This window comes from Collinsella sp. AM41-2BH, from assembly GCF_003468085.1.
GTDB lineage: Bacteria > Actinomycetota > Coriobacteriia > Coriobacteriales > Coriobacteriaceae > Collinsella.
This window is the reverse complement of the sequence record NZ_QSGH01000002.1, coordinates 121160-137491: the sequence shown is the minus strand read 5'-3', so window position 1 is coordinate 137491 and position 16332 is coordinate 121160. Positions and strand designations below refer to the sequence as shown.

10 protein-coding genes are annotated in these 16332 nt (G+C 60.0%); 9 read left to right on the top strand and 1 reads right to left on the bottom strand.

Annotation, left to right across the window (positions count from 1 at the left end; genetic code table 11):
* The first annotated feature begins 117 nt into the window (after window positions 1-117).
* From DW899_RS01945 to DW899_RS01915, 8 genes are all read left to right on the top strand, one after another.
* Window positions 118-4068 (top strand): hypothetical protein, encoded by a 3951-nt coding sequence (locus tag DW899_RS01945; protein ID WP_147349713.1) that lies wholly within the window; start codon window positions 118-120, stop codon window positions 4066-4068.
* On the top strand, window positions 4052-5947 hold the full coding sequence (locus DW899_RS01940) for a hypothetical protein (protein WP_117799815.1): 1896 nt from the start codon (window positions 4052-4054) through the stop codon (window positions 5945-5947). The genes DW899_RS01945 and DW899_RS01940 overlap by 17 nt, the downstream gene beginning before the upstream one ends.
* Window positions 5948-6096: 149 nt before the next feature.
* Complete coding sequence (locus DW899_RS10435; RefSeq protein WP_117797533.1) at window positions 6097-6327, top strand: hypothetical protein; 231 nt, start codon at window positions 6097-6099, stop codon at window positions 6325-6327.
* Between the two features lie 86 nt (window positions 6328-6413).
* Window positions 6414-9764: a CAP domain-containing protein gene (locus DW899_RS01935; protein ID WP_158551204.1), complete on the top strand. Its 3351-nt coding sequence runs from the start codon at window positions 6414-6416 to the stop codon at window positions 9762-9764.
* A 21-nt stretch (window positions 9765-9785) separates the two neighbouring features.
* Entirely contained in the window at window positions 9786-10226 is a 441-nt protein-coding gene (locus DW899_RS01930; RefSeq protein ID WP_147349712.1) for a hypothetical protein, read from the top strand.
* A 129-nt stretch (window positions 10227-10355) separates the two neighbouring features.
* Window positions 10356-11111, top strand: a complete 756-nt coding sequence (locus tag DW899_RS01925; RefSeq protein ID WP_117799813.1) for a metallophosphoesterase — start codon at window positions 10356-10358, stop codon at window positions 11109-11111.
* Between the two features lie 9 nt (window positions 11112-11120).
* A complete protein-coding gene (locus DW899_RS01920; RefSeq protein WP_117799812.1) occupies window positions 11121-11759 on the top strand; it encodes a metallophosphoesterase in 639 nt (212 codons plus the stop codon).
* Entirely contained in the window at window positions 11756-12481 is a 726-nt protein-coding gene (locus DW899_RS01915; RefSeq protein ID WP_117799811.1) for a metallophosphoesterase, read from the top strand. The genes DW899_RS01920 and DW899_RS01915 overlap by 4 nt, the downstream gene beginning before the upstream one ends.
* A 51-nt stretch (window positions 12482-12532) precedes the next feature.
* Here DW899_RS01915 and gluQRS read toward each other — a convergent pair whose 3' ends face one another.
* Window positions 12533-13714 carry a tRNA glutamyl-Q(34) synthetase GluQRS gene (gene gluQRS, locus DW899_RS01910; RefSeq protein ID WP_369832230.1) on the bottom strand — a complete coding sequence of 394 codons (1182 nt, stop codon included), beginning with the start codon at window positions 13712-13714 and terminating at the stop codon, window positions 12533-12535.
* 507 nt (window positions 13715-14221) lie between these two features.
* Here gluQRS and DW899_RS01905 point away from each other — a divergent pair.
* On the top strand, window positions 14222-16168 hold the full coding sequence (locus DW899_RS01905; RefSeq protein WP_158566547.1) for a DUF2207 domain-containing protein: 1947 nt from the start codon (window positions 14222-14224) through the stop codon (window positions 16166-16168).
* Window positions 16169-16332 lie beyond the last annotated feature (164 nt).

Genomic DNA, 16332 nt, shown 5'->3' with positions numbered 1-16332 from the left:
GCTTCTCTTTCCTTTCTTTTCTCAAGCGGCATGGATGCCGCTCAACCGCCCTGCGTGAGTTTTTGTCCGCACGGGATGATATTCAACACATGCAACAACTAAATCGGAGGTTTGACCATGGCTACGTGGGAACTGAGCTGTCAATCGAATCCGTCGTCTGCGAGCGACAAGGAACTTGTCCCCTATCTTGCGCGCCAAAAGGCGATGCGCGAGTTTTTTGAGCGTGCGCTGTTTGTCCCCCAGGACCAGAACGACGCTAAGGATCAGGACAACAACGGCCTGTACTTTTTGGGTGCCACGACGGGCTCGGGCAAAAACTACACGGCCGAACAGGTCACGGCGGACCTGATCGCCGGTGGCTGGGATGAGTCGGGCTGTTTTAACAAGTGTCCCGGCCGCCGTACCTTGGTGTTTGTTGTTCCGGGTAAAGACAATCGCGACAACTATGTTGCAAGCGTGCGTGAATTGTTGGCTGGCCAGGGCATGAGTTGTGATGAAGCGGCACGCATGGTGTTCGATCTTCCGCGTGCTGGGGAGAACATCACAAACTGGATTGACACCGCGTTTGGCAAGGGCAGCATGAGGCCGCGTGACATTCCTTGCCCCTTTGGAGCGAAGGACGAGGTCGTTCTTCGCGACATTATGCACGCGTGGAACAGCGCGATGGAGATCGCTGATGATCTTTTGGGCATTTTGGACAAGAAGGAGCGTCTGGGAAGTGTCGTCGACCGCCTCACTCCAGGGCTGTGGGATAAGCTGGCGTTGGCAGACGCGAGCTTACGCCGAGCGGTGAGTCGTGGACGTCAGAGCATCACGCATGGCTTTGAGGTGATTCCCCAGATTTGGCCCTCGGCATTGCTTAACGATAAGCGCATGCCGCATGCGATCGCGTGCACGCCGCAAAAACTCGTCAATAGAATCGATACGGTGACGGGCGCGGGTGTCGTGTTCTTTAACGCAACGGTTGCCGACGAGTGCCTGTTTATCTTTGACGAGATCGACCATGCGAAGGCCGACATGCTGTCGATGCTGGCGGCGGACCATATGAAATTCCAGCCCGATGAGATGCTGCGCATCCTTGACCGTCATTTTAATGGTGGCGTGGTGGATCCTTTGCTGCTGGGAAATCGAGACCAGTGGATGGCGGTCTATACGCACGCCTCAACCTCGGACGAGCACGAGGGGTCAAATGCGGCAACGGGCAAGGTTTCGCGAGCGAGTGTCGAGGAGACTGCCGAAGAGATTGCCAAGGGCGCCCAGCGTATTCAAAAGATGATTGCTGCGTGTATTCAGGATATGGAGCTGCAGCAGCCTTTTGCCCTGTCTGACGAGGCGAAAGACGAGCAGCTTGCCGGTCGTCGCCTGTTTGGCAACGACGATGTCTCGGTGGGCGATGGCCTGTCGAAACCCTTGCGCTATGAGTTCGATGCTCGCCGCAACCGCAATATGATTACGTCATGTGGGGCGGACGAGCAGCAGACCGTTAACAAGGCGGTGCGACGTGCGCGCGGCCTCGTCAGGATGGTGGTGGGCCATCTTGCCCGCTGCGCCACGCTTATGGACAAGCTGTACTACGGCAGCATTTCGTACAAGGACGATCTTTCGCGCAAGAACATCATCGATGCTCTGGGTGTTAGGAACGAACAGACCAACGAGAAAAACTTCTGGAATTCGTTGATGCAGGCGCTGTTCTTTAAGGATCGCAAGAACGACGAGATCGATGCCGTTGACGATTCGATATACGCACGCGGTGTTAACTACCTGGTGATGGAAACGACCATCGACCATATGTTAACCACGTACCTGACCAATCATGGCATTGAGCGCATGCCCGAGGCGTATCTGGCGTCCATTGCCGCCAAGGCTCCCTGCGTATGTATGAGCGCCACCTGGAATGCGCCGACCATTAAGAACTTCGACCTGGATTATCTGGACGAAGTGCACGGCGTGGTTCGTAAAGATGCTTGGATTGGCGAGCTCAACCAGGAGATCGTGCGACAGACCAGGCTGTTCAACAAGCAGGCGGCAACGGTGTATGACGTCGACGTCGTTTGGGTCGACGAGTCCAAGAAGCTTGCCGGCATGGCGGCCGTGGCCGGCGGCGCCTATGGCGGCGGTATCGTGTCGCCCGACGAGGTGTACGAGTGTGCGATGGAATTCTTTGACCAGATTGGCGTGAGCGAAGGGCTTGCGGTGTGCCTTCGCCGAAAGATTGCCGACAGGGTGACCACGAGCGATGCCGAAAGCATCGAGTTTGAACTAAAGCGTCTGAGCAAGACGCTCGTTGCCGTGAGCGCCTGGGCGCGTGGCGTGGCGCGCAGTGAGCAGCAGGCGGGAGCCATCTTTACGACACGACACATGGGAAACCATGGCGACTTTAATAGTTTGGCGCTGGATCTTGCCCGAGAAATCGTTGCCGAACTGGTGATTAGGAACGTTAAGCACCCCGAGGCGTCGTACGAGAAGTCGCTCGAGGAGGCCAAGGATATGGTTCCGTGCTTTAATGCCTCCGGCTGGGAGGAGGGCTGGCGCGCCGCTCAGGAACGTCTGAAGAATGGCGAGCCGACCCTGATGTTTATCAACCTTGCCGCTGGTGGCTTTTCCAAGAATCTTAAATACGAGGTGCCGGAGAGCCTGCGTGACGCGGTGCGCCAGGTCGATTGTGGTTTTGACAACGCTGAGCGACACCCCAAGATGGACCTCGATTTTTTGTACGTGGAGTCGCCTACGAGCCGTTTGACCTGGGGAGTCGATATTAGCTCAAAGAAGTTTGACCAGCAGGCACTGCTTGGCGTGGTCGAACAGGAGGAGCTCGTGGCGCGCGGCGAGATTCCGTTTATCCAGAAGCGCCATCGCGTGCGCACGGTACTGGCGGGCGTCGGTGGAAAACTGCCGGTGCGCGACACCCTCTCTTACCAGGTCGAAGGCGCTCGCATCGTGGCGCAGGCCGTGGGTCGCTTGATGCGTACGAGCGTAAAGATGCCGCACGTGCAGGTGATGCTCGATCGCGAAATCACCGCCGATTGCGATTTTTCGTTCTTGCACGATTTGCCGATGGGCTACGAGCTGGAGCAGGTGGTTGGCGCCTGTGCGGCCGTCAACAATCACATGGCGGACAAGAAGCAGCACGCTGCCAGCAAGCAGCAGAACCTTGCTGCCTTTAGGAATAACCTGGCGAAAGAGAAGCACGAAAAGCTGGCGTGGAAGGTTACCTCGTTCGATGCGCGCGAGGAAGATCTGGCCGCTTTCGATGACGAGCGCGATTTTTATCTGCATCATTTTTGCCTGCCATGGGAGGATCTCGCGCATTATCCTGCACGCAAAAGCTCTGCGCTGCACATGCCGTTCGCTGCGAGTGGCTATGCGTATGCGCAGGGCGGAGCGTGCAAGGTGCCGCATTTTGGGTTCCCCAGCTACGACGGTGAGCCTGTCGAGCAGATTGCCGCCCGTCTGGAGGAGCGCTGTCGCTATAACGAGGGCTTTAAGGGCGCAAAGGTTCGCCAGGTAAGCCAGACGGCGGCCCGTGTGCCCGAGCTGTTGTCGATTCGGGAGGTGCGCGAGCGTTGGTCGCGCGACGGGGTGCCCGCGATGCTGCAACCGGCGGCGACGGCGCACATGACGCCCTATATGTTCCAGGCGGTGTATCTGGGAGAACTGGGAGAGTCTGCCGGTAGGGCCATCTTCGAGGCGTATTACGATGGCCGGTATTTGCTTGCGCGTGGTGACGCTGCCCATGCCGAGACGGGCGGCGATTTTGAGGTGCTCGATGCCGCCGGCAACAAGACCGGGGTGTGGATCGACTTTAAGCACTATCGCATCGGCGCCTACGAGGCCTACAGGCGCAGCGGCGGCGAGACTACGGACGCAGAGCGCTTTAAGGCAAAGGCTCAAAAAGTCGGGGCGAAGCGGCTGCTGATCGTCAATGTTTTGGCTGACGAGGCGGCGCTGGAGCTCCGCCAAAAGCCAATCGATGACGAGGGGATGGTGTTCTCCTTCCCCTATATGGCAACTGATGGAGCAATCAACCTGGAGATGATGGAGGCGATCGGCCGTGCAATCGAAGCATAACCAGCCGTGTGGTCTGGGAGACATCGCTGTGTCCGAGCTCGTATTGCAGCTCGATGCCGCGGCTGCCGAGAAGCGCTACTCGGTCTTTTGGTGCAACGTCGGCGATGCGGACAAGCATGCCGTGGCAAACTTTATGGTCGATGTGTGCCAGACAGGTAAGGTCGTCGCGCTTACGCAGCTCGAGGACAACCGCGTCTTTCTGATGGTCAAGGCGGGCGCGCAGACGGGTGACCTGAGCGCTTCGCTCGACCATGAGCAAATGGTTCCGATTAAAACTCATTGGAACGAGCTGGATGATTACATCGCATTGCGTCTGCTGTTCAACTCGTGCTCGCAATTTGAGGGGATCGAGGACGAGATTCCCAATGATACGGGGCACTTGTATGTTGTAAGCGCCAAGGGTGCTCGCCACGACGCCATTGAGGAAGCTGGAACGGGCCCTGCCAAGATTGAGACGGTCGAGACCGTTATCAACGAGGATTGCACCTTCGAACTTAAGATCCGAACGTTTACCAAGCGACGGGTGCTCATCGGTCGTGCGGCAGGCGACAAGAAGGAGCTCGAGAAGATTAACAGCCAGGTTGGTTACAGGCTGTCGCCCGTGGCTTCGGTGGTGCTGGCTCACGGACAACGTGACGAGTACATCCTGCGCCGCACCAAGGGCGATAAGCCGTCCAAGCGCCGTGATCTTACGTTTTCGGCCCAAGCGGAAAAGGTCGCCTATACCAAGAAGGGCATCCTGTACCGAGAGCTGCAGATTCTTGAGCGTCGGTACAGCGATTTTGCCCAGGTGTCGCTCAGAGAGTATCCGCGTAAGAGCTTCTACGAGGTTTTGAAAAGCGAGCAATATGCCCGCGTGGTTGCGGAACGTTCGGTGGGGCAGCGGGTCGTGGTGTCGTTTGCGCGCAAAGGGCTTGCCGGGGTCGCGCGCAAACTCGCCGATCGACTCAGCGATACCTCCTGGGATGTGCGCGCGTCGTATGACGGCAGAGTTGTTGATCCGTTGGCTTGGAATCTGGTTGTTGTGCCTAACGAGGTTGCCGAGAACGATGGCTATGCCCTGCACGCTGGGGTGGTGGAACAGCATGTGACGCCGGATGTGTGCGAGCCGCTGTTTAAGGCGGCGTCGAATGCAAAGGTGCGCGGCGCACAGGAGGGGATCCTGAGGGCCATGCTCAAAGAGCTGCTGGTTAAGCAAGATGTTGCCGACGGACGGGTGAGGGCGTTTGACCTTGGCTCTTTTGGCGTTGGGTCGGTGACGGTCTGCGGCGTGGTCAATGTTCCGCGTAAGGAGAAGGATAAGGTTGAGCTGGATGAGCGCCTTGCGACGTTGACGATCGGTGCGGACGGGGCCATGGACTACGCCTCACATCCGATCGAGGACGGTCCCGTGGACGAGATGGAGCTTGAGCTGCTGACGGTCGAGGGTAAGCTCGACAAGGACGCCTATATCTTTGACGTGCGGGCGGGCGGACGCGCTATGCTCGCACGCGTGCGGGATACGGGCTTGACGACCTTCTCTAGCGACTTCGTGAACTTGGTGCGCGATTACCAGCTTACGGGTAAGGCGGGTCGTAAGAAGGAGTTTTTCGAGAGTTACAACTCGCCCTATTACGGCATTGGAACGTTCGAACGCGCAGGGATGACCTGCTACTTTGTCGGCGTCAACAACGGCACCAAAGAGGACCTGGCGACGGCGATTCATGTGCGCTCGATTGAGGTGCTCGAAGGCGACGATCTGTCCGAGCTGCTGGTTCAGCTGGTCAATGTGGGGCTTTCGCGCCACGGAGCTCCCTCCAGGTGGCCGATTCCGGTGAAGTATCTCAACGAATGTGCCGCGCGTGAGGGCGCGGCGGGGGAGCCTGGTATTTGCTCGTGAGGAAACAGATTAGCTATAAGCGCTAGAAAAATAAAAATGTTCTTGCAACATGCAAGCAGAGCGCATATACTACAGTCATAGCGTATGAGATGGGGTCTCTAAAAGAGGCCAAGCACAGCAATTTGAGTTTATGTGGACGGGACTTGAGCATGAGCACCAGCAATTTCTCCTTTAACAACGGCAATATCGATTTCATTAATCTCGAGACCATTTATGGCCGTACTGACCGTTCTCGCACAGAGAACTGGCCTGTATGCCTAGGTGAAGAGGCGCCAAGTGGCGAAGATCTCGAGTATTTGGATGAGATTGAGCGCGAGCGGAACTATGAGTTTGGCTTTTGCGAATGCCAGGTTCGCCGCGATTCAAATCGCTCAATTTAATTACCCCGTTATCACCTCTTTTTAATGGGGCAAGTTGGATCGACTATCTGTGTCAAACAACGGCTCACCGTGGGAAGGAATCGACAATGAGCAAGAATATGAACAAGGACATGGACGGCAAGGCTTTGGGTAAGGCCAAGGCGGCTGGACGCGTGGTGACGGTTGCTGCGGCGACGATTGCCATGACGGGCGGCTCGATGCTGTCGCCCCTGGTCGCGGTGGCACAGGATGCGGATGGCGTTGGCGCCACGGGTGCAACGGCTGCGGTGATGTCGCCGCTGACGAGTACTGCGGCCGCCGGTACTGGCGCGGGTGCCGTGTCTGCAGCGCAAAAGGTCGCCGACCTGCAGGCTGCAGTTGATGCGGCGCGCGCTAAAGCTGCTACCGCCAAGGCCGATCTGGAAGCGGCTGCCGCTCCCTACGATGCTGCCGCCGTCAACCAGCAGCAGGCGCGGGGCGCCTATGACGCGGCCCGCGGTGCGAGCGATAGCGCGGCCTCCGCTGCTTCGGCCGAGCTGGAAAAGCAGCTGGGCGCTGCGCAGGACAAGGCCGATCAGGATGTCAAGGCGTTTGAGGACGCTCAGGCTGCGCTCGATGCTGCCAAGAAGGAGCTGGCGGACAAGGATGAAGCCCTGACTGCTGCCCAGAGGGCATCCCGTGATGCCCAGTCTGCGCTTGAGGCCGCACAGGCTGCTGCATCCGATGCTACGCCCGAGGCTGTAGCTGCCGCCCAGGCTGCCGCAGGGCAGGCTGCGAGTGACCTGGAACAGGCGAAGCAGCAGGTCGTTGATGCGCAGGCCAAGCTCTCGGATGCTCAAGACGCTGCCACTGCCGCCGCTGCCAAGCAGCAGGACGCGCAGGGCAAGCTTTCGGCAGCTCAGCAGGCAAAGGCCGCGGCAGATGCGGACGTGGATGCCGCGCAGACGAGCTATGACGCGGCCAAGGCCGATCTGGATCGAGCCGAGCAGGGCGCCGCGGGCCCGGAGTACGAGGCCGCCAAGGCAAAGGTGGCTGCTGCGTCCGAAGCGCTGACGGCCGCCAAGGCCGCGCAGTCGAAGTGCGAGAGCGAGCTTGCTGCCGCTGAGCAGGACGTTGCCGCCGCCGAGGGCGAGGTTCAGACTGCTCAGCAGGCAGTTGCCGATCAGCAGCAGGCCGCTGCCGATGCCCAGTCAAAGCTGGATGCCGCCGCTGCTGCCAAGACCGCTGCCGACGCCGCTCTTGACCAGGCCAAGACCGATCATGCCAGTGCGCTCACGGAGCTGGCCGATGCCCAGGCCAAGCTTTCGGCGGCCAAGGACGAGAAAGACGCTGCCGACAAGGCGCTCGATCAGGCGAAGGCCCAAAAGCAGCAGGCCGACCAGGCTGTGGCTCAGGCCCAGGCAAAGCTCGATGCCGCTCAGGCAACGGCGAATGCATCGGCGGAGAACTACCGCCAGGGTGCCATCGCATTCTTTAAGAGTGTGGGTGCCGACGATGCGGCGGATATCATCCTCAACTGCAAACTCGCTGGCTACAACAAGGTGGGCGAGGAAGTCGACGCGACGAGCCTGACCAATATGAAGCAGGCGGTTGTGTGGCTCAAAGCGTGCAACGAGTATCGCGCAAGCGTTGGCCTAGGCGAGCTCAAGGTGACATATGCCATGATGGCGACCGCCATCGCCGACGCGAACTTCTCCGATACGAAGGTCGCGCACGCTCAGCAGTTTAACGTGGGCGAGAATGTGGCGTGGAACTACGGAAGCAATCCGTTTAAGCAGTGGGTCGATCAGGAGAAGGCCATCTTTGATGCTGCCGCCGCCTCGCTGGGCGCGTCGGGCCTTACGGGAAAGGCCGCTTACGATTTCTATACAGCGCATAGCTCCCAGATTGATAACTACGCCGCACTGCACGGTGGACCAAACCCTTCGGTCGGACATTACATCAACGTGATCAACCCCGATTACACCGTGACGGGCATGGGCGTTTGCACGCGAGGGACGCTGTACGGGAGTACACAGGCGCAAACATTTGTATATTCTGGTCAATGGTATAAGCCGTATAACCTCAATCCGATGACGGTTGCAGAGTATGAGGCTGCGTTGAATGCGTGGTGTGACTCGTTGGCAAATCCCGAGCAGGGCGTGGATGCGGCACGCAAGGAGCTTGCTGTGGCGCAGGGCGTTGCCGACGATGCCGGCAGCAAGGTGAGTGCAGCATCGCAGGCCGTTGCAGCAAAGCAAACCCAGGTTGAGCGCGCTGCCGCTAACGTTGATGTCGCGGCAACCAAGGCCTCGGAGGCCCAGGCTGCCGTGGCGCAAAAGCAGGCTGCAGCTGACGCCGCCGCGCGTGCCGTCAGCGATGCCCGCGCCGATTTGAGCGCTGCCAACGCCGCTGTTGCAGCAGCGCAGGACGCCGTGGCCGCCAAGTCTGGCGAGCTCGACATTGCCAAGGGCAAGGTGGCTGCTGCCAAGCGCGCACTGGACGCCGCTCGTGCCGGTGTTGGCGACAAACGGGATGCACTTGCCGCGGCCCAGGATGAGCTAGCGGCGTACTCAGCCGATATCGCCGCTGCTCAGCGTGCGTTTGATGCGGCGTCGTCTGCACTCGAAAGCGCGCGTGCCAATCAGCGCGAGGCGGAGGCCGAACTTCTTGCCACCCAAGGCGATGCCGATCAGGCAGGCATCGATGCTGCTGCCACTCAGGTGGAGCTCGATATGGCGCAGCGGGCTGCAAGCGATGCCGACGCCGTCGTGGCAACGGCTCAGGCAAAATCTGATGCAGCTGCCGCCCGCGCCTCTCAGCTTAAGAATGCCGCCGCAGCACTTGCCAAGGCCACTGGGGACAAAGCGACTGCCGATGCCGCGCTCGATGCAGCGGCGATGGCCGTGAGCGATGCCGAGTATGACGTGGTGGAGGCTGACGATGCCGTGGTGGATGCGACTGTCGCGCGCGACGCCTCTGCCGCCGCGGTTGCCCGCCTGCGCAGAATCAATATTGCCGAAGCCATTGTCAACGGCAGCACTGACGATGCGGACGAGGTACTTAACGCCAAGATCGCTGCGGCCCACGATGCCGCCGAGCGTGCCGCGACCGCCAAGGCCGAACTCGATGACGCCGTGGCTGCGACGGATGCCGTGGCGCCGGCATACTTGGAGGCGCTCGCCAACTACACCGCCGCCAAGGTCGAGCTCGACCAGGCTATTGCCGAGCTTAACGCCGAGATCGCTCGCCAAGAGGCCGCCGACCGCGGAAACGGCGAGCAGACCCAGCCCGTCACGCAAGTGACGTACCAGGCCAAGCATGCGGAGGCAAAGACCGAGGCCACGACTTGGCAGACGGCGATGCCCGCCACGGGCGATGCGTCCGAGCTGCTGGGTGAGACCTTCGTGATCGGCGGCACGGTCCTGGTGGCCGCCGGCGTATTCCTGTCCGATAAGCGCCGCCAGCTGATCCGTTAGGGACAGGGAAGCGCGCTGTTTTTGGCGCGCACCGCAGGGGCATGGGCTCTGCGGCGCGCGCCGCCTTTTTCTTCAAGATTGATTAAGGAGGGATATATGCAAATAAGAGGAGAGGCCGCGATCGCCTGCGGATTCATGGCGGGTCTGGCAACGGGGTTGCTGTTCGATGGATGTTTCGACAGCTATATCAATCGATTCTGCGATTTTGGTTTTTCGAGAGGCAAGCCTTGGAAAACAGCGCCAGCTCGTCAAGAGGTGGCTGCGCCCATCGAGCCCCGCAGTGTGGATACCTCAAAAATCAAGGTAATCGTCACTAAGAACGGCAAGATTTACCACCGTTCTACGGGGTGCAAAAGCCTTCCTCAAAACGCCATTAAAACCAGCGTACCATTAGCGGCCGCACTCAAGCGAGGCAAGACGCCCTGCCCAACATGCTGCCCGCCAACAGTGTGCTCGATCTAGTTTTTTGGGTGTTTGATCCGTTTGGATGGAAGAACGAGGGGTAAGCCCTAAGGGGTGCGGATGCCGGGGCTGATCCGCAATTTCTGCCATCGATTTGTCTAGAGTCGCACAGCACGGAGGTGCCGCTTGATGTCCATTTTCGTTACCGGAGACGTTCACGGTGTTGCCGAGTACGGGGCGAGCCGCTTCTCGTCGCGCGCTTGGTCACTGGGTCGAACGCTAACGCGCGATGACGTAGTGATCGTTGCCGGCGACTTTGGTTTTATATGGAGCGGCTCGAACACCGACAAATACTGGCTCGATTGGTTTGAGTCCAAGCCCTGGACCACGTGCTTTGTCGACGGCAATCACGAGAACCATCATCTGCTGGCGGGGCTGCCGATTCGAGAGTGGAATGGGGGCCTCGTTCACGAGGCTCGCCCGCACGTGCTGCACCTGATGCGCGGCAAGGTGTTCGACATCGCGGGGAACACGGTGCTCGCCATGGGTGGCGCCGCGAGCCATGACAAGCAGTGGCGCCGTGAGGGAAAGACGTGGTGGCCCGAGGAAATGCCGAGTGAGAGCGAGATGAAACGCTGCCGTGCCTCGCTCGATCGCGTGGGCTGGAAGGTCGACTATGTTGTGACTCACGAGGCACCATCCGATCTGGCGGACGAGCTGTGCATGGAGTGCAATCGCGAGTTCTACGACGATTCGCTGCAGGCCTTTTTGGGCGAGCTCGACGGGCGGCTTGACTACCGCACCTGGTTCTTTGGCCATTACCATAACGATGAATGGCGTGATGACAAGCATCGTCTTATCTACCAAGATATCGTGCGGATCGAAGCGCGATGTGCCGACGGATTCGGCGAGACGACGAGCAACTATTCCGAGCAAGAGCGTTAGGGGGTCCCCGTGATCTGGTTTACCAGCGATACGCACTTTGGGCACGAGAACATGCTACGGTTTAGCAATAGGCCTTGGTCGACTGTTGTGCAGATGAACGACGCCATGGTCGCCAACATTAACGGCAAGGTTGCTGCGGATGATGAGCTCTACATCCTGGGCGACTTTAGCTTTAAGATGACAGTCCAAGATGCCTACGAGCTGCGCAAAAGCATTGTCTGCAAGCGTGTCCATCTGCTGCCCGGCAACCACGACAAAGACTGGACGCAGCCTGCGGTGGCGGACGCTTTTATCGTCGAGCCGCCCATTTGCGTGCTCAAGATCGACTGCCAAAAAATCGTGCTGAGCCACTATCCCATGGTCGACTGGCAGGGCATGTCGCACGGCGGGTGGCATCTTCACGGACATATCCACAGCTGCGGCGGCGTGTACAACAAGTTCAACCTCAGACAGGGGCTGCTGCGCTATGACGTGGGCGTGGACGCTAACGGCTACGCCCCAGTAAGTCTGGATGAGCTCAAGTTGTGGTTTGCGCAGGTAAACGAGCCGGTATGTTGCGTTAAATGGCCGTGGTGGGTCAACGTCACGGGCGACGAGCAGATCGAGCGCGATCTCGAAGCCTATAAGAGGGAAGTGGTGATCCGATGACGGTCTATGTGACGGGTGATATTCACGGCGGTCTCGACATGCAAAAGCTCCGCGATTGGGAGCTTGGGGATAGTCTGACGAGCGACGACTATCTGATTATCGCGGGCGACTTTGGCTTTCCGTGGGATTTTTCTGTCGAGGAATGCGCCGATATTGCCTGGCTAGAGTCGCGCCCCTATACCGCGCTGTTCGTCGACGGCAACCACGAACGCTACGATCATTGGGCGGAGCGCCCCATGGAGTTGTGGCACGGCGGGCTGACGCAACGCCTGTCGGATACCTCTCCCATACGGCGTCTAACGCGCGGCGAGGTTTTTGAGCTCGACGGCTCAACGATTTTTACTATGGGCGGTGCCACGAGTGTGGACAAGGAATACCGCATCCCGTATTCCAGCTGGTGGCCGCAGGAGCTGCCGGGTGAGCGCAACTTTGAGGAAGCGCGGGCAAAGCTCGACAGCGTGGGTTGGAAGGTCGACTACGTGATCACCCACACCTGCTCTACGCGGATGCTTTCATCCACGCTTTATCCGGCACCCGGCTGGAATTACCCCGCCGTTGATCGGCTTACGGCATTTTTCGATGAGCTGGAAGACCGCTTGGATTACAAGCGCTGGTATTACGGGCATTTTCATCGGGATGCCAACCCGGCCGAGCGCCACACCGTGCTCTACGACTGCATCGTTCGCCTGGGCGACGAACTCCAGCCCTGGGATGTTGCGTAGGGATGGGGCGCATGGGCTTCGTGACGAAGCAAAACCGGCTTACTTAGGGATTTACTCCCAAGCTGACTTGCGCTTGAGTAACGTGCTCGCGGCTTCAGGTATGGGGGAGTCGAGTATTTCGCAAAATGCATCGAACCCCTCTGGTGAAAGATGCGTTGTTGATTCTTTGGCAATGTCGCTATCGAGGCACTCGTCAGGGTGGGCTGCCGTCTGTTGCATGCTTGTCCCTTCATCCATAACGATGTTCTCCCGGTGTGCGTGGATGACGTCCCAGCTAAAGTGCTCGACCAGTTGCTCGGCAGAGCGCGGCGTGGTGTCCGGCGCGATGCCCGTTTGCCCGGCGAGCCAGCCCAGCAGTGCCTCGGGTGTGCCAAAGCGGGTGCGGAGCTCGCCCAGGTCCAGATCGCGGTCGCGCTTGGAAAGGCGGCGGCCATCCGGCGACATGAGCAGCGGAATGTGCGCGTAGTGCGGCGTGGGAAGTCCCAGCAGATGCTGCAGATAGACCTGGCGCGGCGTGGAGCCCAGCAGGTCGCATCCGCGCACGACCTCGGTGACGCCCATGGCAGCGTCGTCGACCACCACGGCCAGCTGATAGGCAAAAACGCCGTCGCTGCGGCGCACCAAAAAATCGCCGCACTCGGTGGCGAGCGCCTCGCATTGGGCCCCGTACGTGCGGTCCACGAATTCGATCACGTCGCCCGCGAGGTCGTCGATGTCGGGCACGCGCAGGCGCGTGGCCGGGGCGCGCAGGGCACTGCGGCGGGCGATCTCTTCGGCAGAAAGGCCTCTGCAGGCGCCGCGGTAGATGGGCGTGCCGTCGCTGGCATGCGGCGCGCTTGCTGCGTGGAGTTCGGCGCGCGTACAAAAACAGGGGTAGGTGAGGCCGGCGTCCTGCAGCCGGCGCAAGGCGCTCTCGTACAGATCCAGGCGATCGTGCTGGTAATAGGGGCCTTCGTCCCACTCGAGTCCCAGCCAGGCCAGGTCGTCAATCAGTTGAGCGGCAAGTTCCGGGCGCTTGCAGCGATCGTCCAGGTCCTCGATGCGCAACACGATGCTGCCGTCCTGGCTGCGGGCCGAAAGCCACGCGCACAGGCAGCTGAACACGTTGCCCAGGTGCATGCGGCCCGAGGGCGACGGGGCAAAACGACCCACGACAGGTGCGGGGGCGGAGGCGGGCGGCGTCGTTGGCGCGTCCGCGGTGGGCGTTGCTATGTTGCGTGTTTTGATATCCATGCGGACGAGTATAGCGCGGAGCGCGATGGGGGGCATCACTGTGGTCCGCAAGTTGCCGAGGTCTCGCATTGCGTATGGCGGGTCGCAGGCTCGGTGCCTTGATTCCTGTCCATCAACTTGGCACCTTAGACAACAGAAACCCCGGCAGCTCTTCGCAACTGCCGGGGTTTCCGCGGAAAAGGGGGACATGATCCTCGAGCGAACGGGAAAGGGGCAAACCGTTTTCGCTCAACTGCTTTATGCCCCTCGACTGGTGGCTCAATCAGCGCGCACCGCGCCCACACAAAGCCGCTACACCTGTGACGGAGCTGTGAAGTGGTATCTATTGCTGGCGCAGGTCATGCCAAGGAGTGTCCCAGATTGCCGGCAGATAAGGAACGTCCCCAGGTGCCGGCCGCGGGCGTGACTTTCGTCCCGTTTGATACTCCGCTGGCCTAGATGTTCGTCATGTGCGCCCGTAAACGTGGGACAATGGCGTTACTGGTATCACAGACAAAGGATGTGCCTATGAACACCCTCGCCGCCAAAGTCAGCCGGCAGCGCCGCCTGTTTGCGCGATTCGCTTCCGTCTGCGCGCTCGTTGCGCTTGCGTTGTTGCTGCTGCCTGCCGCCGCGCACGCCGACGGCTACTCCATGACCCAAACCTATATCGGTGCCACGGTCGAGGCCGATGGATCGCTGACCGTTGTCGAGGGACGCCAGTTTGATTTCGACGACGACATCAACGGCGTGTTTTGGGAGATCAATACGGGCACCAACCAGCAGGGCGGCACGGCGGGCGTTGACGTGCTGAGTGTCGAGGAAGAGGACACCGCGTTTAACAAAGTCGATAGCGCGAACAAGGGCGATTCTGGCGTCTACACGGTCGAGCAGGCCGGTGACGGCGTAAGGATTAAGGTGTTCAGCCCCCACGAGAGCGGCGACAGCGCGATCTATTACGTGAGCTACACCATGACCGGTGCGGTTATGAACTGGGCCGATACCGCCGAGCTTTACTGGAAATTCGTCGGCGACGGCTGGTCGGCGGACTCCGATGACGTCGAGATGGAAGTCTACTTTGCAAATGCCGCTGCCGGGACGGCTGCCGTCAAGGGCGATAACTTCCGCGCATGGGGCCACGGCCCGCTGACGGGCGACGTGTCGCTCGATGCGGACGAGCCCATGGTCACCTATACCATTCCCTGCGTGCATGAGGGCGAATTCGCCGAGGCACGCATCGCCTTCCCCAGCGACTGGGTGCCGCAGCTTGCCGTCTCGGGCGAAAAGCGCATGTCGACGATTCTGAGCGAAGAGAAGGAATGGGCCGACGAGGCTAACGCTCGCCGTGAGCACGCGCGTGCGGTTGCCGGCGCGATTGCCGTGGTGTGTGTTGTCGTGGCGGTTGCCTATACTGGTGTGATCGTGATGCTTAAGCTGCGCAGGCCCAAGCCCAAGCCGCTCTTCCAGGACGAGTACTTCCGCGATGTGCCCTCGGCCGACCATCCCGCTGTGCTTGCAGCTCTCATGAGCTGGAACGACGTGCCCGATCAGGCATATATCGCCACGCTTATGAAGCTCACCGACGACCGCGTGATCAAGCTGGAAGAAGCGACCGAGACCAAGAAGAAGGGTCTGCTCCGTCGCGAAAAAGAGGAGCAGACGTATCGCATCACAGTGACCGACGAGGCCTGGAAGGCTGCCAAGAAGGACGGCATCGATCGCGATGTGCTCAAGGTCTTCTTCGCCGGCGTTAAGCCCGATAAGGACGGAGTCCGTTCGCGCACGTTTAGCGAGCTGGAGGAGTACGCTAGCGAGCGCACCACATCTGTTGGCGACAAGCTCGAGGACTATCAGAGCACGGTTAAGGGCAAGCTGGAGGCGCGCGAGCTTATTGCATCGGATGGCACTATTGCGATGGTGGCCGGCCTGGTTCTCGGCATCATCATTGTCTTTGGCATCCTGGGCTCTCTGTTCTATACCGACTTTGCGGACGCCAACGTCGGTGCCGCTATGATCTCGATCCCCGTTACGATCGTGGGCTTTGTCCTGAGCTGCACCTTCCGCCGTTACACGCCGGAGGGCGCCGAGGTGGCGGCTCGCTGCAAGGCGCTCAAGCATTGGCTCGAGGATTTCACACGCCTAAAGGAAGCCGTCCCGGGCGATCTGGTGCTGTGGAACAAGCTGCTGGTGATGGGCGTTGCCCTGGGCGTTTCGAAAGAAGTGCTGCGACAGCTGGCCGAGGCCGTGCCTGCGGACCTGCGCAACAGCGATGATTTCTACGACAACTACCCCTGCTACTGGTGGTATTACCATCACTACGGCAACGAGTCTCCGCTCGATTCGTTCAACGATGTGTATCACGAGACCATCCGCGAGTTGGCTTCGAGCTCCGATAGCTCGAGTGGCGGCGGTGGTGGCGGCTTCTCGGGCGGCGGAGGCGGCGGCGTCGGCGGAGGCGGCGGCGGAACGTTCTAGCGAGCGCTTGCTTTGGGGTGGATCTTTCTGGGCGGTTGCCAGGGAAGATTCATCCCATTTTTGTGCATCGAAACGGGTCAAACTTTCCGCTGCGGACCTTCGCGCAAGGGGCAGTGGACAATAAATGCCAAATATGAGTACTGTTGCTGCGTTGGTCACATATG